The 19,330-nt window shown below is 71.4% G+C and carries 14 protein-coding genes; 4 read left to right on the top strand and 10 right to left on the bottom strand.

Going from position 1 to position 19,330, the window contains the following annotated elements; translation table 11 throughout:
• Window positions 1-203 precede the first annotated feature (203 nt).
• Window positions 204-434 (top strand): hypothetical protein, encoded by a 231-nt coding sequence (locus WJM95_RS24900; RefSeq protein WP_103549626.1) that lies wholly within the window; start codon window positions 204-206, stop codon window positions 432-434.
• 115 nt (window positions 435-549) lie between these two features.
• On the opposite strand, the gene WJM95_RS24895 is transcribed toward WJM95_RS24900, so the two are convergent.
• The 7 genes from WJM95_RS24895 to WJM95_RS24865 form a co-directional block, all read right to left on the bottom strand.
• Complete coding sequence (locus WJM95_RS24895) at window positions 550-1,368, bottom strand: serine protease (protein WP_339132016.1); 819 nt, start codon at window positions 1,366-1,368, stop codon at window positions 550-552.
• 132 nt (window positions 1,369-1,500) lie between these two features.
• On the bottom strand, window positions 1,501-3,036 hold the full coding sequence (locus WJM95_RS24890; protein ID WP_339132015.1) for an RNA polymerase sigma factor: 1,536 nt from the start codon (window positions 3,034-3,036) through the stop codon (window positions 1,501-1,503).
• 408 nt (window positions 3,037-3,444) lie between these two features.
• A complete protein-coding gene (locus tag WJM95_RS24885; protein WP_339132014.1) occupies window positions 3,445-4,332 on the bottom strand; it encodes an FCD domain-containing protein in 888 nt (295 codons plus the stop codon).
• 162 nt (window positions 4,333-4,494) lie between these two features.
• A complete protein-coding gene (locus WJM95_RS24880; protein ID WP_339132013.1) occupies window positions 4,495-6,345 on the bottom strand; it encodes an ATP-binding cassette domain-containing protein in 1,851 nt (616 codons plus the stop codon).
• A 123-nt stretch (window positions 6,346-6,468) separates the two neighbouring features.
• A complete protein-coding gene (locus tag WJM95_RS24875) occupies window positions 6,469-7,227 on the bottom strand; it encodes an NUDIX hydrolase (protein ID WP_339132012.1) in 759 nt (252 codons plus the stop codon).
• Between the two features lie 126 nt (window positions 7,228-7,353).
• A complete protein-coding gene (locus tag WJM95_RS24870) occupies window positions 7,354-9,294 on the bottom strand; it encodes a glycogen debranching N-terminal domain-containing protein (RefSeq protein ID WP_339135822.1) in 1,941 nt (646 codons plus the stop codon).
• A 569-nt stretch (window positions 9,295-9,863) separates the two neighbouring features.
• Window positions 9,864-11,399 carry a DUF4192 domain-containing protein gene (locus WJM95_RS24865; RefSeq protein WP_339135820.1) on the bottom strand — a complete coding sequence of 512 codons (1,536 nt, stop codon included), beginning with the start codon at window positions 11,397-11,399 and terminating at the stop codon, window positions 9,864-9,866.
• Between the two features lie 363 nt (window positions 11,400-11,762).
• On the opposite strand from WJM95_RS24865, the gene WJM95_RS24860 reads away from it, so the two are divergent.
• Both WJM95_RS24860 and WJM95_RS24855 read left to right on the top strand, forming a co-directional pair.
• Complete coding sequence (locus WJM95_RS24860) at window positions 11,763-13,967, top strand: RecQ family ATP-dependent DNA helicase (RefSeq protein WP_339132011.1); 2,205 nt, start codon at window positions 11,763-11,765, stop codon at window positions 13,965-13,967.
• A gap of 224 nt (window positions 13,968-14,191) precedes the next feature.
• Entirely contained in the window at window positions 14,192-14,824 is a 633-nt protein-coding gene (locus WJM95_RS24855; RefSeq protein WP_339132010.1) for a hypothetical protein, read from the top strand.
• 462 nt (window positions 14,825-15,286) lie between these two features.
• Here the strand turns inward: WJM95_RS24855 and WJM95_RS24850 are convergent, their stop codons facing one another.
• From WJM95_RS24850 to WJM95_RS24840, 3 genes are all read right to left on the bottom strand, one after another.
• The gene (locus WJM95_RS24850; protein WP_339132009.1) at window positions 15,287-15,913 is read right to left on the bottom strand and encodes a hypothetical protein; all 627 of its coding nucleotides are present in this window, start codon (window positions 15,911-15,913) and stop codon (window positions 15,287-15,289) included.
• A gap of 68 nt (window positions 15,914-15,981) precedes the next feature.
• Window positions 15,982-16,683 carry a ribonuclease HII gene (locus WJM95_RS24845; protein ID WP_339132008.1) on the bottom strand — a complete coding sequence of 234 codons (702 nt, stop codon included), beginning with the start codon at window positions 16,681-16,683 and terminating at the stop codon, window positions 15,982-15,984.
• Window positions 16,684-16,936: 253 nt separating this feature from the next.
• Window positions 16,937-17,560, bottom strand: a complete 624-nt coding sequence (locus tag WJM95_RS24840; protein ID WP_339132007.1) for a TetR/AcrR family transcriptional regulator — start codon at window positions 17,558-17,560, stop codon at window positions 16,937-16,939.
• 186 nt (window positions 17,561-17,746) lie between these two features.
• Between WJM95_RS24840 and WJM95_RS24835 the strand changes: the two genes are divergently transcribed.
• Window positions 17,747-19,294: an MFS transporter gene (locus tag WJM95_RS24835; RefSeq protein WP_339132006.1), complete on the top strand. Its 1,548-nt coding sequence runs from the start codon at window positions 17,747-17,749 to the stop codon at window positions 19,292-19,294.
• Window positions 19,295-19,330 lie beyond the last annotated feature (36 nt).

The following is a 19,330-nucleotide window of genomic DNA, read 5'->3' as shown; positions in this document are numbered from 1 at the left end:
TCCAGCCGGGAGGACCGACACCTGACAGACAGCGCGAACCCGTACAGACACAAAGACACGCAATACGGCTCATTCGCCGCCAACCGGCAGCAGACAGCCGGCTCGAAAGAAAATTTCGAGGAAAAGCCGCGAGCGGGAACGTTTTCGGCCTGGTTGGATGTTGACCCTGGTACGACAGCTCGTCGAGCTAGAGAAGAGGCGACGTGACTACTGTTCTGACCCCCGCGAGCCCGCTGACGGCCGCTGACCGCTGCGACCGTTGCGGCGCCCAGGCATATCTGCGCGTCGTCCTCCTGAGCGGCGGAGAACTGCTCTTCTGCGCCCACCACGGTCGCAAGTTCGAGCCGGAACTCAAGAAGATCGCCGCTGAGATACAGGACGAGACGGAGCGGCTGACGTCCGTTCCCGAGAGCGTCAACGACGAAGATCGCTGAGCCTTCGCATCAACGACGAGCGGGTGCCGGTTGAGAGGCCGGTGAGTGGGCGGTCACACCCTGGAAGCAGGGAGTGGCCGCCCGCACTCGTATCGCGTCGCGTCACTGGCAGCTCTCAGCGCCTCGCGTTCAGCGCCCGTACGGCCTCGGAGACCCGCGTGTAGACGCCAGGGCTCCCTGCACGCCCACAGCCGCTCCCCCAGGACACCAGGCCGATGAGGCGGCCCTGGGCGACCAGCGGCCCGCCACTGTCCCCCTGACAGGCGTCACGGCCCCCCGCAGCCTCCCCGGCGCAGACCATGGACCCGGCGTCGTAGGTGCCGGACTCGTTGCCGGGATAGGCCCGCTCACAGGAGGAGTCGGGGAGCACGTGGACGTCGGCGGCCCGCAGACTGCTCGCGTAGTCGCCGCCGCCCGTCAGATCGCCCCAGCCGTAGACCGCGGCGGCGGTCCCCGGCGCGTACGCCGGATCCCCTGAAGGGGCCATGCGGATCACGGAGGAGGCCGGCAGCGGCTCGGCGAGCGTCAGTACGCCGAAGTCACCGGCGTTCGTCTCGCTGTCATAGTGCGGATTGACCCAGATGTCGCTGACCGGGATCTCCTTGCCCTCCTCGGACATGAGATCCCCGCGCCCCGCGATGACCTTCAGATCGCCCGGCTGACGCTGCGGCGCCCCCAGCACGTCCTCGCCGAGGCAGTGGGCCGCGGTCAGGACCGTGGTCCGGCCGACGACCACTCCTCCGCAGAACTGCCCCGCGCGGGTACCTCCGAACCGGTCACGGCTGGACAGCGCGACCGTCCACGGACTGTCGGAGATCCGGACCGGACGACTTCCGATGACAACGCTGTCAGAGGACGCCAGAGCGGGGGTCGTCAGCGATATCACCGCTGTGGTGGCCGCAAGGGCCAGGGCCGGGACGTAGGGACGGCGCATGCGCGCTCCTCACACTGGGAGGGTCGTGGAACACCCAGAGTGATCCAGGGAGCGGCGGCACGCACTCCGCGCACACGACGAGGGCCCGGCCTCCCGAAGGAGACCGGGCCCTCGTCGACATGCGGCCGAGGCCTAGTCGAGGTAGTCGCGCAGCACCTGGGAACGCGACGGGTGACGCAGCTTCGACATGGTCTTGGACTCGATCTGGCGGATCCGCTCGCGGGTCACGCCGTACACCTTGCCGATCTCGTCGAGGGTCTTCGGCTGACCGTCGGTGAGACCGAAGCGCATCGAGACGACGCCCGCCTCGCGCTCGGACAGGGTGTCGAGGACCGAGTGCAGCTGCTCCTGGAGGAGCGTGAAGCTGACCGCGTCGGCCGGGACGACGGCCTCGGAGTCCTCGATGAGGTCACCGAATTCGCTGTCGCCGTCCTCGCCCAGCGGGGTGTGCAGCGAGATGGGCTCACGGCCGTACTTCTGGACCTCGATGACCTTCTCGGGGGTCATGTCGAGCTCCTTGGCCAGCTCCTCCGGGGTGGGCTCACGGCCCAGGTCCTGGAGCATCTGGCGCTGGACGCGCGCGAGCTTGTTGATGACCTCGACCATGTGCACCGGGATACGGATGGTGCGGGCCTGGTCGGCCATGGCGCGGGTGATCGCCTGACGGATCCACCAGGTGGCGTACGTGGAGAACTTGTAGCCCTTGGTGTAGTCGAACTTCTCGACCGCGCGGATCAGACCGAGGTTGCCCTCCTGGATGAGGTCCAGGAACAGCATGCCGCGACCGGTGTAGCGCTTGGCCAGGGAGACCACCAGACGGAGGTTGGCCTCCAGGAGGTGGTTCTTGGCGCGGCGGCCGTCCTCGGCGATGATCTCGAGCTCACGCTTGAGCTTCGGAGCGAGCTTGTCGGCGTTGGCCAGCTTGTCCTCGGCGAACAGACCGGCCTCGATGCGCTTGGCGAGCTCGACCTCCTGCTCGGCGTTGAGCAGCGGGACCTTGCCGATCTGCTTGAGGTAGTCCTTGACCGGGTCGGCGGTGGCACCGGCGGCGGCGACCTGCTGAGCGGGCGCGTCGTCCTCGTCCTCGTCCGACAGGACGAAGCCCTGGGCGCCGTCCTCGGTGGGCTCCTCCGCACCGGCCTTGCCGGGGGTCTCCTCGACCGCCTCGTCGTCGACGAGCTCGGCGTCGTCCTTCTTGGCGCTCGTCTTCTTGGCCGCCGTCTTCTTGGCGACCGTCTTCTTGGCGACGGCCTTCTTCGCCGTCGTCTTCTTGGCTGCGGCGGGCTTGCCTGCGGAGGCGTCCTCGGACGGATCGTCGGCGAGGGCAGCCGGAGCCGCGGTGGCGGTGGCCTTCTTGGCGGTCACCGTCTTGGCCGCCACGGTCTTCGTGGCGGTGCGCTTGACCGGACTCTTCGCTGCGACGCTCTTTCGGGTGCGCTTGGGCTCCGCGGCACTGACCATCAGCGTCACACCCTCTTCCTCGAGGATCTGGTTGAGGCTGCGCAGTACGTTCTTCCACTGAGTGGCCGGAATCTGGTCAGCTTCGAAGGCCCGACGCACGTCATCGCCGGCGATCTGCCCCTCAGCCTTTCCCCGCTCGATGAGCGCCATGACAGAGACGGACTCGGCGATCTCCGGCGGGAGCGTACGGGATGTGCTGGCCGACACGAACAACCTCTCGGAACGTTGAAAAACGGCTTCCGGCCCCGTCCACTGCGGACAGGAACCGACGACCGCCGACTGGGGATGGGCCGACGGCGCGGGCGGGGACCGGGAAGATGCACAGCGCCACACACGACGTCTGTATTCCTTCCTCGGCTATCACCTCTTAGGTCATCGCGCTGCCCCGACGAGCGTTACGCCCAATCTGCGTGGCCCGAGTCACACCGCGTAAGCACTCAAAAGATGACAGATCCTGTCAAGCCAGGTTAGTTCATGATCAGCCACCCGGTCACACCGTCGGGACCTCGCCGAATCCGCGAAGGATCCGGCGAGGTCCCGACGGGTGACGGTTCACGGGTGCGACGCCGCCGCGGGCGCCCCCGCGCTCCGGACAGCGTCACCCTCGGCGCGCGATCAGTGCTCGCGCGGCGCGGGCACGACACGCTCCACCTCGGGGTGGACGGTGAGGAGCTGCCGCATGGCCGACTCGGCCGCCGCGCCGTCGGCCGCCGCGAGCGCCTCGGCGATCCGGGCGTGGTGACCCAGCGAGGCCTCGGTCGGCCGGTCACAGCCGGTGACCGGGCCGCCGGACACCTGGAGGGCCGCGGAGACGATCCCCGAGAGGTGCTCCAGCATCCTGTTGCCCGCGAGCTGGATGAGCAGCGAGTGGAACTCGGTGTCGGCCCGCGAGAACGTGAGGGCGTCGCCCTGCGACATGGCGTGGCCCATGATCTCGACCATGTCGCCGAGGCGCTGCTGGATGTCCTCGCGCCCGTGCCCTGCCGCGAGGCGCGCCGCGAGCGGCTCGATGGTCCAGCGGAGCTCGCTCAGCTCGCGTCGCTGGTCGTCCCGCTGCGGCCCGAAGGCCCGCCATTCGATGATGTCCGGGTCGAGGAGGTTCCAGTCACTGACGGGACGCACGCGCGTTCCGACGTTCGGGCGGGCACTGACCAGCCCCTTCGCCTCCAGAACGCGGAGCGACTCGCGGACGACGGTCCGGGAGACCTCGAAGCGCTGGCCGATCTCCTCGGGCACGAGCGGACGGTCCGCACCGAGATCTCCGGAGACGATCATCTGTCCGAGCTGCTGGACGAGTTGGCCGTGCAGCCCGCGCCCGCGGCTGCCTGCGGCGCGGCGGCCGACACGGCCGAGTTCGGGTTCGGCGCTGTCCCAGACGGGGGGGCTCACCCGGTCGGCACCGGACGCGTCGGCATAGGGGTAACGGTCGAGTTCGCCCGGTCCGGCCAGGCCGGAATCTGAGGAACGGGCGGCGGTCATCATGGTCTGCGCAAGGGTACTCACGGGTCTTTTGTCGGCTCCGACTCCAACTCCCTTGAGGTCTTTGGTGAAAAGCACACGAAAGGGTGATCGCTCACACCGTCGCAATTGACGCCTTATCGGAAAGAAATGGGCGTTCTCCGGGAAGTTGTGCGCACAGGGGGAACGGAAGGGTGCGGACGGTCGTCATCTGACCCGGCTCCGCAGGGTCGTGAGCAGATATGCGCAGAGCAGCGCGCCCAGCGACAACAGCAGTGCCCCGCCCACGGGTTGGGCGAGCACGCGCACGGCGGCAGCCAGGTAGTGCTCCCCTCCGAACGGCCACTGCATGAGGACCAGTTCCCGAAGCCGCTCCGGGAATCCGGCCGCCGACCGCACAGACGGCCCCTGCAAGACCTTTTGTACGAGCGGTACGACGACGACCGGCACGGCGAGCACCGCCGCGAGCCCCGCCGCGGTGGACCGGAAGATGCCGGCCGCCAGCACGCCCGCCCACGCGCAGCCCACCACCAGCCCGAACCAACTGGCGCTCAGCGAGAGCCAGTCCGAGGGAACTTCGGTGAGCTCCCGTCCGTAGACGAGGTAGAGCACTTCGAGGTCGCAGCCCACGGTGAGGAACGCCAGCGTGAGCGCGGTCACCGAGGCGAGGAGCAGCTTGGCGGTCAGCAGTCCCAGCCGGCGCGGGACGGTGCCGCGGTCCGCGGCCAGGGCGGGGTGGCGGAACTCCTCACCGAAGGCGACGGCGCCCAGCAGGCCCGCACCGAGCGCCGCGGGCGGCAGCGGGAGTTCCCGGGGCCACGCGGCCAGCAGGCGCGTCTGGGGTGTGTGACCGATTCTGGCCAGGAGGACGGACACGAGGACCGAGGAGACAAGTACGGCGGCCGCGGTGAAGTAGCCGGTTCCGACACCGGCGGCCCTGCGCAGTTCGTAGCGCAGGGGGCGCAGCGGGCTCCGTACCTGCCGTACGGCGATGGCCGGCGGGAGGACGGGCGGATCGTCCGCGGCCGACGCCTCGACCGGGCTCGGCTCGACGAAGAGCGTCGGATCGATGACAGGGCTCGGATCGGTGGCAGGGCTCGGATCCGCGGCGGGGCGCACCTCCTCGGGGCTCGGCTCGGCGGCGGTCCGCTCACCTTCCCCCGGCGACGCCTTGGCCGGTGTCGGCCCCATGTCCCCTGTCTCGTCGGCGAGTTGGTGTACGAGGATGCCGTGCCGGAAGGCCGTCTCGCCGACGTCGGCGCAGGTACTGCCGTACACGGAGAGCCGGTTGCCCTCCTCGCGCACCACTTCGACCGAGCGCTGCGCGGTACGGGCCTCCTTGGTCAGGAGAGAACCGAGTCTGGCGGCATGCGGACTCCTGACTGCCACCCGCGGCCGGAGCCGGGTCCGGGCGAACTCCGCGGCACCTTGGTCGGCGACGAGGCGCCCCTGTTCCAGCGTGACGACCCGGTCGGCGGTTCGCGCGGCCTCCTTGGCGTCGTCCGTGGTGAACAGCACCGTGCCGCCTTGCGCCGCGTGTGCCCGCAGAATCCCGTGCAGCCATCGGCCTTCCTTGACGGACAGGCCGTCCGCGGGTCCGTCGAGCACGAGGGTGTGAGGGTCGGCCAGGAGCGCGCAGGCCAGTCCGAGCCGGCGGTCCATGCCACGGGACAGCGTGCCCAGGCTCTCGTCCCGGAGGCTGACGAGCCCGACCACTTCGAGGACGTCGTCAGCGCGGCGCACGGGGACGCCGACGGCGGCGCACAGCATGCGCAGCTGACCGCGGACCGTGCGTGCCGGATGGCCCGGCACTTCGCCCAGGAGGACGCCGACCTCGCGCGAGGGATGGGTGATCCGATGCAGTGGCCTGCCCCGGAAGTAGGTGATTCCGCGGCCCTGTTGGAGTTCGAGCATGAGCCGCAGCGCCGTTGTCTTGCCCGCGCCCGGGGCTCCGACGAGCGCCGTGACGTGGCCCGCGCGCGCCTCGAAGGACACGTCGTCGACGGCGGGCGGACGCGCCTTGCGGGTGTTGCTGGTCAGTCCGATGGCCTGGATCACTCAAAGCAAGATAGCGCGACATTTCGGATTTTCCGGGCGCCATGCGGCTTGCCTCCGCCAGGCCTCGATGGTCCGGCGAGCACACCAACGCTCCGGGGGCCGAACCCGTGTTCGTCGCCTTCGTCAGACCTCGGGACGCAGCATCGGCGGGTTCAGCAGTGTGGCGCCGCCCGCGCGGAACAACTGGGCGGGGCGGCCGCCCTGGCGCGTGGTCGTGCCCCCCGTGGGCACGAGGAAGCCCGGCGTTCCGGTCACCTTGCGGTGGAAGTTGCGCGGGTCGAGTGCCACACCCCACACGGCCTCGTAGACACGGCGCAGCTCGCCGACGGTGAACTCGGTCGGACAGAAGGCGGTCGCCAGCGACGAGTACTCGATCTTGGACCGGGCGCGCTCCACGCCGTCCGAGAGGATCTGCGCGTGATCGAAGGCGAGGGGTGCCGCCTGCTCCCCGTCCCGTCCGTACCCGCCCTGTTGCAGGAGCTCCTCGACGGGTGCCCAGCGCGCGCTGTTCGCGTCGCCGCCCGCCCGTGGAGCGGGCAGGTCGGGGGCGAGGGCGAGATGCGCGACGCTCACCACGCGCATCCGGGGGTCGCGCTTGGGGTCGCCGTAGGTCGCGAGCTGCTCGAGGTGCGCGCCGTTGTCCTGTGCGGGAACCGAGGGGTCGTGCGCGCACAGGCCCGTCTCCTCGGCCAGCTCACGTGCCGCCGCCTGGGCCAGGTCCTCGTCGGTCCGTACGAAGCCGCCGGGCAGTGCCCATCGCCCCTGGAACGGCTGCTCGCCCCGCCGTACCGCCAACGCGCACAGGGCATGGCGGCGCACGGTCAGCACGACCAGGTCCACGGTCACGGCGAAGGGCGGAAAGGCTGACGGGTCGTAGGGCATGCCGCGATCATAGTCGTCTGCCTGACGATAAACACCTCCTTCGTGAGCACGGTCCATGGTTGATCGACTTCCGTCCGTACGGCGGCTCGCCGCCGGGGCCGCTCGGCCAGAAGCGCCTCCCGGAGGTCACACGCCCAGCTGCAATCCGTCACCCGCCTCCTCGACCATGGCGAGCCCGAGTCTGCTGACGCGCACGGAGAAGGGGGCGCCCGAGATCCGCAGGCCCGTCAGCACGATCTCGCCGAGGGGCGCGGCCCGGAACGGGCGCAGAGCCACGGTCCCCGCGGGGGCGTCGGGACGGATCCCGGCGAGGGAGCAGAGCAGCAACACCCCCGCCGCGGCGGACGTGGCCGCGGGGCGGGAGGCGGCCGGATGGGGAAGCGGAGCGCTCCCCGGTGTGCGCTGTTCCCCCGCGTACATCTCGGGCAGTCTGCCGCCGAAGGACTCGGCCGCCGCCAGTACGCCGCGCAGCAGGGAGCCCGCTTCCTCCTCGTGGCCGGCGGCGGCGAGCCCCGCCACGGCGACGGCCGTCTCATGGACGCGCACGGCCCCGCTGCGATGACCGAACGGGTTGTACGCCGTCTCCTTGGCCCCGAGGCTCCGCAGGCCCCAGCCAGAGTCCATGGCCGGGCCGCCGAGCAGCCTCGCGAGCTGTTCGGTCCGGGCCTTGTCGAGCAGACCCGGTGCCATCTCTCCGGCGCCCGACAGACCGGTGTCGAGGAGATGGGCGGCGCCCGAACCGAGCTGGGACACGGTTCGGCCGTCCTGGGTGCGGGCGGCGGCCGGTCGGCCACCGGCGCCGTCCTCGGCCCAGAAGTCGTCACGGAACGTCGTCCGCATCGCCTGGGCCCACTGCCGCAGCCCCGTGCCGCCGGTCCGACCGTGTGCGTCGAGCAGACCGGCGCCGAGCAGTGCCGCCCGATGGGCGTGCGCCTGTGTCTCGCAGCGGAACGGTCCGCCCGGCTGCACGTCGGACAGATACGAGCCGTCACCGACCGTGGTCCGCAGCCACTCCAGACACCGCTCGGCCGCGGGCAGCAGATCCTCCACCTCCCGCTCGGCCAGCCCCCAGCGCCAGGCCTCGGCGAGAAGCACGGGGAAGAGCAGGGTGGCCTCGGTCCCCGTGCAGCCCGGCGGCAGATGCGGCCCGCTGTCCCGGAGCGGTCCCGGGATCAGCCCGGAGCGCGGTCCCGGACCGACGAGTTGTGTGCGGGCGAGTGTCCGCAGCGTGCCTGCGGCAAGGCGCGTGCCGAGCGGCAGGGTCATCCGGGCCGCGGCCAGCGCCTCGGCCGGCGCCAGCCCGCAGCGCCAGGGGGCACCCGCCGCGAGGTGTTTGTCGGCCGGATGCCGGGGGTCGCGCAGCAACAGGGCCCGAAGGTCGTCGACGCAGGTTCTCAGAAGCCGTTCGGCCCCTGGTTCGTCGCTGAGCGCCCCGGCCTCGGCGAACGGGCTCGCCGCCCCGCGACCCACCGGCGTGACCGGCCCTTGGCCGTCCGGTCTGATGCGCAGTTCCAAGGTGAGCGCCCCGCCGGGCGGCAGTTCGAGCTCCCAGCGCAGCAGCCCTGCCGAGGCCAGGGCATCGGTCGGCGGCGGGTCCGCGGCGACGATCACATAGCCCGTGGGGCAGGACCAGCGCAGTCCTGCGGAGTGGACCGTGGCGGGCAGCTCGGGCCCGGCTCTGCCCGAGGCCACGTCGCCCAGTTCCGCGAGGTCCGTCCCGAGGGCGACCTCGACAGGCAGGCGCAGGGCCCGGAGAGCCGAACTGCGCAGGGTGATCCGTTCGACGCCCTCCGCGTGACGGGTTCTTTCGACGACGACGTCCGGGTCCGGGCCTGTTTCCGGAGACGCGCGCAGCGTGCCGACGAAGCGGGCCCGGTCGGCCGCGAGCATGCGGGCCTGCATCGCGAGCGGTTCCCGGCCCGCGACCCGGACCAGGCAGCGGGACAGCATCCGGCGGCCCGCCCTGTAGAAGCCCTCGAGGCCGCGGCCCGTCAGCTGTCCTTCCTCCGTCGAGATCACCAGTCCGGGAAGAGCGGCGCAGATGAGGGTGGTGTGGGCCGGCGGCAGGTCCGAAGGCCGACCCGGCGCGGGAAAGGACGTCCGGGGAACTCCGGGAACGCGGCCTGCCGGCACGTAGGGCGCACCGGCGTCACCGCCCGGTCGCGGGGCCGCCGGAGCGCCCCCGCGTCCGGCGGACTGTGCGGACTCGTGCTCTGACGGACGCGTGCCGTCGGGTGCCGAGGACGGATGGGGCATGGACATGAGGGGGCTTCCTCCGCGCTCGGTGCGCCGGGAGCACGCGGAGCACCGGGTGGGGGCTCCGCGGGGTCGCGGGCGTTGCGGCGGCGCAATCCGGCCACGGATTCCGCCACTCAGGTGAACGGGGCACCCCGGTCCCGGGTCACGCGTTTGTGGTGGAAAGCCGACCGAATGGGGGTGAGACGGCCCATACGTCTCATGAGCGCCGGTCGACGGGGGACAACCTGGGACGCGGCCCACGCCCGGGCCGTCCGGGCTCCTGACCCATTCCGGCCGAACAGCCCGACCGGCCCCTGCCTTCGACCGGCCCCGCCCAGGCCGAAAAGCGCTGCCGGTCTTCGCCTTGAGCCTTTCTCGGCTGGGTGTGGCCCGGACACTCACCCGTCCTCCCCTGAACCGTGCCGCTCGTTGTCGCCGCACCCGCGCGTCTGACCGTCCGCGCGGTCCGCCGAGCGGCGCGACCGGTCCCCGGCCGGTGAGGTATCGCCCGGACGGGACCCACGGGCGGTACGGGTCCCGGGGCCGCGGCGGCCTGTTCGGCTCCCGCCATGTGCGGTGGACCGGGGCTTGCGGCGGCGGGGAGTGGATGTCGACGGCGGGGCGCCGGGCGCGAGGGATCCGGACGGTGTCACCCCGTCCGCCGGGAGGGGCGTGCCGGATCCGGTCGGCCGGCCCGCGTCTGTCGTGGCCCGGTCCGTGCGCTGCGCGCGCAGGCAGCGCCGGACCGATTCCGGGTCGAGCCCCTCATTGCACGCCTGGTGGAGCAGGCGGGCGAACAGATAGTCGGGATCGGCGCCGAGTGCCATGGCGAGCGCTTCCCGTGCCTCCAGTTCGTCGCCCATGGACCAGGCGACCCAGCCCGCGAGGGTGAGGGGTGCCGCGGCGTGCTCGCGGTAGGGGCCGACGCAGCGTCGGGACAGGGCCCGCCACAGGCGCAGCGCGGGGGCGGCCTCGTCGCCCTCCATCCACTGGGCGGCACGGTCACGGGTCGTGCGGTCCTGCAAGCCGAGGATCAACGTGGCGGCCTCGTCGTTGTCCAGGAGTCCGTCGTCTCGCAGGTCCGACGGGCGTGTGCCCGACACGGCAAAGGCCGCGGCGAACCGGTCCCTGATCCGACGGGCCAGCGCGAGGGTCTCCTCCGCCACCGCGCCTCGGCTGTCGTCCCCGAGGATGCGCGGAACCAGGGCCATGCTGGCCGTGTCGAGTGCCACCTCCTGTCCCAGCGCCGCGGTGGATTCCCAGGGAAGGAACCTGGCTGTCAGGTCCTTCAGGGATCCGCGCACCTGGAGGCCCGCGTAGGTCGCGGCGGCGGCGAGGACCGACGTGCCCGGCAGTCCCATCGGCGTGCCTTCCGCCGGACAGCAGCCCTGCCCCGGGCAGGTGTAGGTCCAGAAACGGCCGTCGGAGATGCAGAGGGCCTCGATCACCGGAACGTCGAGGCGTCCGCAGGCCGTCCGCAGCAGCTGAGCGAGCGGCCTCAGGCGTTCCATCACGTCTCGCCCCGATTCACCGCTCCGGGGTTCCTGGCACAGGTACGCCACCATGCTGCCGGGGCGGGCTCCCCGGCGTTCGCTGCCCTTCACCAGGCCCCGGGCGAGCTCGTCGGAGGCGGACGGCCAGTCCTCCGCGTGTGCAGGGATGCCGAGACGGGCCCGGCCACCGAACCGGCCGCGCTTTTCCCTGTCGTGCAGGGCGACCAGCACGATGCTGTCGTCGGGGCGGTAGCCAAGGAGGTAGGGCAGCGCGTCGGCCAGCTCGGCCGGGGTGCGGAGAGTCACCTGATGCTCTCCGCCCGGGAGGCCCAGGCTGCCCGGGTCGCGGTCGTCGCCGGCTCGGTCCGCGCCGCCCCCGTGGCGCAGCCCGCCGAGAATCGCCGTATCGCCGGGAATCCTGGGGCCGGCCTGTCGGACGATCCGGTCCCGGACCTCGCGTCCGGACCGTCCGTCCGGGCCGTCCCACCCTTCGCCTGCGTGGTCGCGAGGCCCGCCCCGCCCGCCTCGACCGCCGTGCCCACGTTCGCCGCCTTCTCCGCCATTTCCGCCATCGCCGCCGGAGCGGTCGGGCCCGGGGTTCTGGCGGCATCCACCGACGGCGCTGATGTTCTGGTCGCCGGACGTGCCGGTCGCTTCGTCGTGATTCGTCATGCGGTGACCATCTCTCGGAATGCAGAATTCCGGTTGGGTCTGTGGATAACCGCCGCCATGGCCACGACAGAACTTGTCCACAGCTCGACGTCTCGTTCGCGCAATGTCGGACCCATCCGGTTGCATGGAGCCATGACGACCGAAGACCCGCGACCCACAGTCCCCGACAACGCACCCGACGCCTCCCGCGAAGAACTCAGGGCCACGGCCGATGCCGTCCTGGCCCGCCTGGTCGGCGCTCCGGCGGGCGAGGCACGGCTGCGCGAGGACCAGTGGCGCGCCATCGAGGCGCTGGTGGCCGACAAGCGCAGAGCGCTCGTCGTGCAGCGCACCGGCTGGGGCAAGTCCGCGGTGTACTTCGTGGCGACGGCACTGCTGCGCGAACTGGGTGCCGGGCCCACCGTGATCGTCTCCCCGCTCCTCGCGCTGATGCGCAACCAGGTGGAGGCCGCGGCCCGCGCCGGAATCCGCGCACGGACGATCAACTCGTCCAACACGGAGGAGTGGGAGACCATCCAGGCCGAGGTGGCGGCGAGCGAGGTCGACGTCCTCCTGGTGAGTCCGGAGCGGCTGAACAATCCCGACTTCCGCGACCAGGTGCTGCCCAAGCTCGCCGCGGCCACCGGTCTGCTGGTGGTCGACGAGGCGCACTGCATCTCCGACTGGGGCCACGACTTCCGGCCGGACTACCGCCGCCTGCGGACCATGCTGGCCGACCTGCCGCCCGACACCCCGGTGCTGGCCACCACCGCGACAGCCAACGCGCGCGTGACGGCCGACGTCGCCGAGCAACTGGGCACGGGCGTGAGCACCGACGCGCTGGTTCTGCGCGGCCCCCTGGACCGGGAGAGTCTGAGCCTCGGCGTGCTGCGGCTGCCGGACGCCGCGCACCGGATGGCCTGGCTCGCCGAGCACCTGAACGAACTGCCGGGCTCCGGGATCATCTACACGCTGACGGTGGCCGCGGCCGAGGAGGTCGCCGCGTTCCTTCGCCAGAGCGGGTACACCGTGGCCTCGTACACCGGGAAGACCGAGAACGCGGACCGCCAGCAGGCCGAGGAGGACCTGCTCGCCAACCGCGTCAAGGCCCTGGTCGCCACGTCGGCCCTGGGCATGGGCTTCGACAAACCCGACCTGGGCTTCGTCGTGCACCTCGGTTCCCCCTCCTCCCCGATCGGCTACTACCAGCAGGTGGGGCGCGCGGGGCGCGGGGTGGAGCACGCGGAGGTGCTGCTCCTGCCGGGCAAGGAGGACCAGGCGATCTGGGAATACTTCGCCTCGATCGCCTTCCCCCCTGAGGAGCAGGTGCGGCGCACTCTGGACGTGCTGGCGCGGGCCGAGCGCCCGCTCTCCCTGCCCGCGCTGGAACCGCTTGTGGAACTGCGCAGATCCCGCCTGGAGACCATGCTCAAGGTGCTCGACGTCGACGGAGCGGTGCACCGGGTCAAGGGCGGCTGGATCTCCACGGGCCTGCCCTGGACGTACGACACCGAGCGCTATGCCTGGGTCGCCAAGCAGCGGGCGGCGGAACAGCAGGCTATGCGGGACTACGTGTCGACGACCGGCTGCCGCATGGAGTTCCTGCGGCGGCAGCTGGACGACGAGGGTGCCGCGCCGTGCGGACGCTGCGACAACTGCGCCGGCGGACGATTCCAGACATCCGTCTCGGCCACGGCCCTGGACGCCGCGAACGGTGAGCTGGACCGCGCGGGCGTCGAGGTCGAGCCCCGCAAGATGTGGCCGACCGGCCTGGCCGCGATCGGCGTCGAGCTGAAGGGCCGCATCCCGGCCGGCGAGCAAGCGGCTCCGGGGCGCGCCCTGGGACGGCTCTCGGACATCGGCTGGGGCAACCGGCTGCGGCCGATACTCGCCCCGCACGCCCCGGACGGGCCGGTTCCGGACGATGTCGCCAAGGCCGTGGTCGGTGTCCTGGCCGACTGGGCGAAGGGACCCGGGGGCTGGGCCTCGGGGCAGCCCGACGCACCGCCGCGCCCGGTAGGGGTGGTGACCATCGCCTCGCGTTCGCGGCCGCGGCTGATCGGCTCGCTGGGTGCGAGGATCGCCGAGATCGGGCGGCTGCCGCTGCTGGGTTCCGTGGAGTACGTCGGCGAGGAGGCCCACGTCTCCCGGAGCAACAGCGCGCAACGGCTGAAGGCGCTGGACGGAGCGCTGACCGTGCCCCCTCAGCTGGCCGCCGTCCTGAGAGAAGCGGAAGGTCCGGTCTTGCTGGTGGACGATGCCACGGACACTGGGTGGACGCTTGCGGTGGCATCACGGATGCTGCGCAGAGCGGGTGCTCAGACAGTGTTGCCGCTGGTCCTCGCCGTACAAGCGTGACTCGTGTGTCGCGATTCGAAACACCGGGCAGGTATATAGGACTCTAATCGCCCGAAAACGGTCTGTGGCCCCAATTGCTCGTTGCCGCAACCCAGTTCGACAGGAAGAATTGAGGTCCGCTCCCCGCACGGTTTGCCCGTGGTCCGGTAGGGCTCTGCTGCGGCGTGCCATTCCCCCAAGTCCGACCCCGCCCGCTGTCTGGGCACGTAGCCGAAGGGAGGACCGTGACCTTCGGATTCGCTCCGTCCTCGGCGGCAACCTTGTCGACGTCTCCCGACCTGTCCGCCGCTTCCACCAACTCACTCACCCGCATGCTGGAACCCGCCGAATGGGCCTCGGCCGGAATTCCGCTTCTGCGCGATCCCCGTGAGGTCGTGAGCGGCCTTCACGCCCGGCACCGGCCCAGACCTTCGACCGCGGTCGTCGCGGTGCTCGACCAGGACGAGCGGCTGATGGCGAGCGCCTCCTTCACCCGGCGTTCGGCACCCGCCGACGGCTGGATGTTCCGCAACGCCCTGCTCGCGCAGCTGCGCCGGGTCATCCCGCACGACCTGCGGCGCCGCACTCCCGCACGCACGGCCGTACTGCTGTACTGCCGGGACGGCGACGCGCGCTGGACGGAGGAGGACGGCGCCTGGATGTGGGGGCTGCGGGACGCCTGCACGCTCCACGGGCTGCGGTGCGGCGCGTACATCACACTGACACGTGACGGCTGGCAGGTTCTCGGCGAGGGCCGCGGCGGACGCCGCCCCAACTCCGAGTCGGCTCCGGAGTTCTACGTGGGGGAGGTGCTGCCGCCGCTGCCCCGCACCGGCGGCGTCGCCTCCGAGGTGATGCGCCGGGCGGCCGCCCGCTGACAGGCGTCGAGTCGTGAGCGTTGGCCCGCCCCGGGGGAAGGCGGGCCGCACCCGCCCGACGGCGGCGCCGGCGCCGTACCGCTCGCACCTGGTGTCCACGAAGCGCGGCTCGCATCCGAGTCCGGGGCCGCCCATGATCCGAGCGGATGGCCGGGGCGCACCCAAGCCCCGAAGTCCGGGACCAATGGTCCGCTCGGCAGACCTGGCCCACACCTTGAGCCCGGGACCACTTGCACCCCGTGCCTGAATCCGAGGCGTGTTCCCGCTGCGCGGGAAAGCCAGGGGGTCAGCGAGTGAAGCGCGGGCGCGCCAAGGCAGCCCGTACCGCACGAAGAGTGGCGGGCCGAGCGCCTGCGGGCGCGGACGCGTGCGGGTACGCAGAAGTGACCGCTGTGCAGGTGCCGCCGTCGCGGCACCCTCAGCGTCCCGCCGGGCGCGTTCCGGACCGGGTCCGGAACGCGCTCAGACGCCTGCGGCCAGGACCGAGTTGATCTGCTGCGGGTCGCCGCAGACGATCAGCAGGGCACCGGCACGGCCGAGGGCCAGCGGCAGGGCGGTCGCGGCGGCGTCGCCGGAACCCCCGTTGACCGCGACCACGACCACGGGACGGGAAGCGGCCCGGCGCGCGGCGGTGGCGTCGGTGTAGAAGACGTCGTCGCCGGCGTCGTGCTGCGCCCAGTAGGCGGCCTCGCCGAAGGACAGCTCGTGCGCGGCCCATGGGTGCGGGTCGCCGGTGGTGATCACCAGCACCTCACCGGGGGCGCGGCCCGACTCCAGCAGGAGGTCGACGGCTTCTTCCGCGGCGTCCAGCGCACCGTCGGCCGAGGCCGGGACGAGCTGGATCTGCGGGGTGACGGCCGCGGGTGCGGCCGACTTGGCGGACGGACCGGGAGCGGCCACGGCCGGCTCGCGGGGGGTGCGTTGGGCCGGCATCGGCCGGACAGGACCCGGACGGCCGGGACGCGGCGGGGCCGCGGGACGGGGACCGGGTACGGGGCGAGGGGTCTGCGCGGTGCGGCCACTGGCCGGAGTGACGCGGGGACCCTGGGCACTCTCGTGAATCTGAGGCTCCTCGGGAAGGAGAGGCATGAGCTGATGTCTATCAAACGCCGGTGCGACTCGCCCCGGCGGGTGGCACATGAGTGCGAACGGAATCGTCAGAAATCGAAGCCGAGCTGGCCCTCGATCTCCGGAACGTTTCCGTCCGCCCAGCTGCGGGCCTTCTTGAGATGCCGCCACTGGGGCAGCGCATCAAGATACGCCCACGTCAACCGGTGGTACGGGGTGGGACCCCGCTCCTCCAGCGCGGCTTTGTGGACCGGCGACGGGTACCCGGCGTTGGCCGCAAAGCCGAAGTCTGCATGTTCGATGCCCAGTTCGGCCATCATTTTGTCGCGCCGCACCTTGGCGATCACGGAGGCCGCCGCGACGGCGACGCAGGACTGGTCGCCCTTGATCACCGTGCGGACCTGCCAGGGAGCGCCGAGATAGTCGTGCTTCCCGTCGAGGATGACCGCGTCGGGGCGGACCGGCAAGGCTTCCAGCGCGCGTACCGCCGCGAGGCGCAGCGCTGCCGTCATTCCCAGCTGGTCGATCTCCTCCGGGGAGGCGTGCCCGAGGGCGTACGCCGTCACCCACTTCTCCAACTCCACGGCCAGCGCGGTGCGGCGCTTGACGGTCAGGAGCTTGGAGTCGGTGAGGCCTTCGGGCGGGCGGCGCAGTCCGGTGACGGCGGCGCAGACGGTGACGGGGCCGGCCCAGGCACCGCGCCCCACCTCGTCGACACCGGCTATGACCTTCGCTCCGGTCGTGGCGCGGAGGGAGCGCTCGACGGTGTGAGTGGGGGGTTCGTACGGCATGGCGCCCTCAGACTACGCCGCTCCGAGCTCCTCGCGACACCCAGGTCCCCCGGCCGCGGGAAAGCCCTCACCGACGCCGCCGGACCCGGCCCACGCACGGAGGCCGGCGGCTTGCGCGGACCACCCGACCGACGCCCATGAATCAGCGCGGCGACGCGCACGGGCCCACCGGCCACCCCACACGAACCGCGCGCCCAACCCACCCCCGGACTCACGCCCCGGACCCACGCCTCGGACCCACGCTAGGGACCCGTCAGCCGGAGCGTGCGCGCAGCAGCGGGACCATCATCTGGTCGATCATCTCCTGGAGGTCCAGGTCACTCCATTCGCTCGCGCACACTTTGGCGCGGTACATCATCATCGCCGGGACGGCGTCGAAGACGTACGAGTTCGCCGCGTCGGGACGCACCTCACCCCGTTCGATACCGCGCTGGACGACCTCGCGGAGCAGACGCAGGGTGGGCTCGACGACACCGCCGAGGATGACCTGGTTGAAGTGTTCGGCCTGTCTCACATCGCATTCGTGAAGCACTGAGCGAAGCGCGATCCCGGGCGGCGAGAACATCGCCTCGCGCACCCGGCGGCACACCTCCAGCAGGTCCTCCCGGACGCCGCCGAGGTCGGGAGCGCGGGTCAGGTCCGGCAGTCCGGCCTGGAGCGCGTCAGCGACCAGGTCCGCCTTCGAGGGCCAGCGGCGGTAGACCGCGGCCTTGCCGGTCTGGGCGCCCGCGGCCACGCCCTCCATGGTGAGGCCGTTCCAGCCGACCGAGCCGAGCTGCTCCAGCGCGGCTTCCAGGATCGCGCGCTCGAGCACGGCACCGCGCCGGCGCGAGGGGGGTGCCTGAGCGGGGGCGGCCGTCCATCGCGAGGTAACCATCAGAGTGTCTCCGTCGTACAGGGAGCGAAATGCGGGGAGTTCGGGCTTTCGTGCGGGGGCGGACGGTCGGACTGGCGTCTCCGGACAGCGACTTCAGTGAACGCTTGCGTTCACTGACGGGGACTCACTACCGTTGACGCGAAAGTGAACGCGAGCGTTCACTAACGCACTTGTGGGGGCAGCCTAGTGACAACCACTCCATTGGTTCAGGAAAGCAAGCCAGGTGCGGCTCGCCGGGAGGGACATCCCGGCATCGCGCTCACCGTCATCGCGGCCTGCCAACTCATGGTGGTACTCGACGCGACGATTGTGAACATCGCACTCCCGCACATTCAAGACGCACTCGACTTCAGTACGACCGACCTGACATGGGTGGTCAGTTCGTACACCCTCACCTTCGGCGGCCTGCTGCTTCTCGGCGCGCGGGCCGGTGACATCCTCGGCAGGCGCCGGGTCTTCATGACCGGCATCCTGCTGTTCACCTTCGCCTCGCTGCTCGGCGGACTCGCCCAGGAACCCTGGCAGTTGCTGGCGGCGCGGGCCCTCCAGGGCATGGGTGGCGCGATCGCCTCGCCGACCTCGCTGGCCCTGATCACGACGACTTTCCCCGAGGGACCGGAGCGGAACCGGGCGTTCGCCGTCTTCGCGACGGTCTCGGCCGGCGGCGGCGCCATCGGGCTGCTCGCCGGTGGCATGCTCACGGAGTGGCTCGACTGGCGGTGGGTCCTGTTCGTCAACGTACCCATCGGCATCCTGATCGCCGTCCTGGCGCCGCTGTACATCAACGAGTCGCCTCGTCACCCGGGGCGCTTCGACATCGCCGGTGCGCTCACCTCGACGGCCGGGATGGCGTCCCTGGTCTACGGCTTCATCCGCGCGGCGGAGAACGGATGGCGGGACAGCCTCACGATCGGCTCGTTCAGCGCGGCCGCGGCACTGCTGCTGGCGTTCGGGATCATCGAGACCCGGGCGCGGGAACCGATCACGCCGCTGCGGATGTTCGCCGACCGCAACCGTTCGGGCACCTACCTGATCATGCTGAGTCTCGCCGCCGCGATGTTCGGCATGTTCTTCTACATCGTCCTCTTCGTGCAGAACGTCCTCGGGTACACCCCGATCTCGGCCGGTGTGGCGTTCCTCCCGGTGACGGTCGCGATCGCGGTCGGCGCGGGTCTCTCCCAGCGCTTCCTGCCGGTGCTCGGCCCCAAGCCCTTCATGGTCACCGGTTCGTCCCTCGTCGCCCTCGGGCTCGGCTGGCTGACCTTCATCAGTCCCGACGACTCGTACGCGGGCGGAGTCCTCGGCCCCATGCTGCTGTTCGGCTTCGGCATGGGCCTGAATTTCGTGACGCTGACGGTGACCGCCGTCTCCGGTGTCGCCCAGCACGAGGCGGGCGCGGCCTCCGGGCTGCTCAACGTCACGCAGCAGGTGGGTGGTTCGCTCGGCCTCTCCATCCTCACCACGGTCTTCGGAACGGCCAGCCGTGACGAGGCGCGCACGCAGATGCCGAAGTTCCTGGCGGACGGCTCGGCCGAGCAGAAGGCCGCGTTCGCCAAGTCCCATCAGCTGCCGGCCCCTTGGGGTCACGACGTACTCGCCCATGGCATCTCGACCGCCTTCATACCCGCGGTGGGCATGGCTCTGCTCGCCCTGACCACCGCGGCACTGGTCATCAAGGTCCGCAAGAGCGATCTGGAGGCTCTCGCCGGTACGGCGGCACCGGCCGCCGGCTGAGGAGCGCCCCACGGAGGGCCGGGCGTGGTCCGGGTC

Source organism: Streptomyces sp. f51 (assembly GCF_037940415.1).
Classification (GTDB): Bacteria; Actinomycetota; Actinomycetes; order Streptomycetales; family Streptomycetaceae; genus Streptomyces.
The sequence above is the reverse complement of the archived record's forward strand: the minus strand, read 5'-3'. Positions and strand labels throughout refer to the sequence as shown.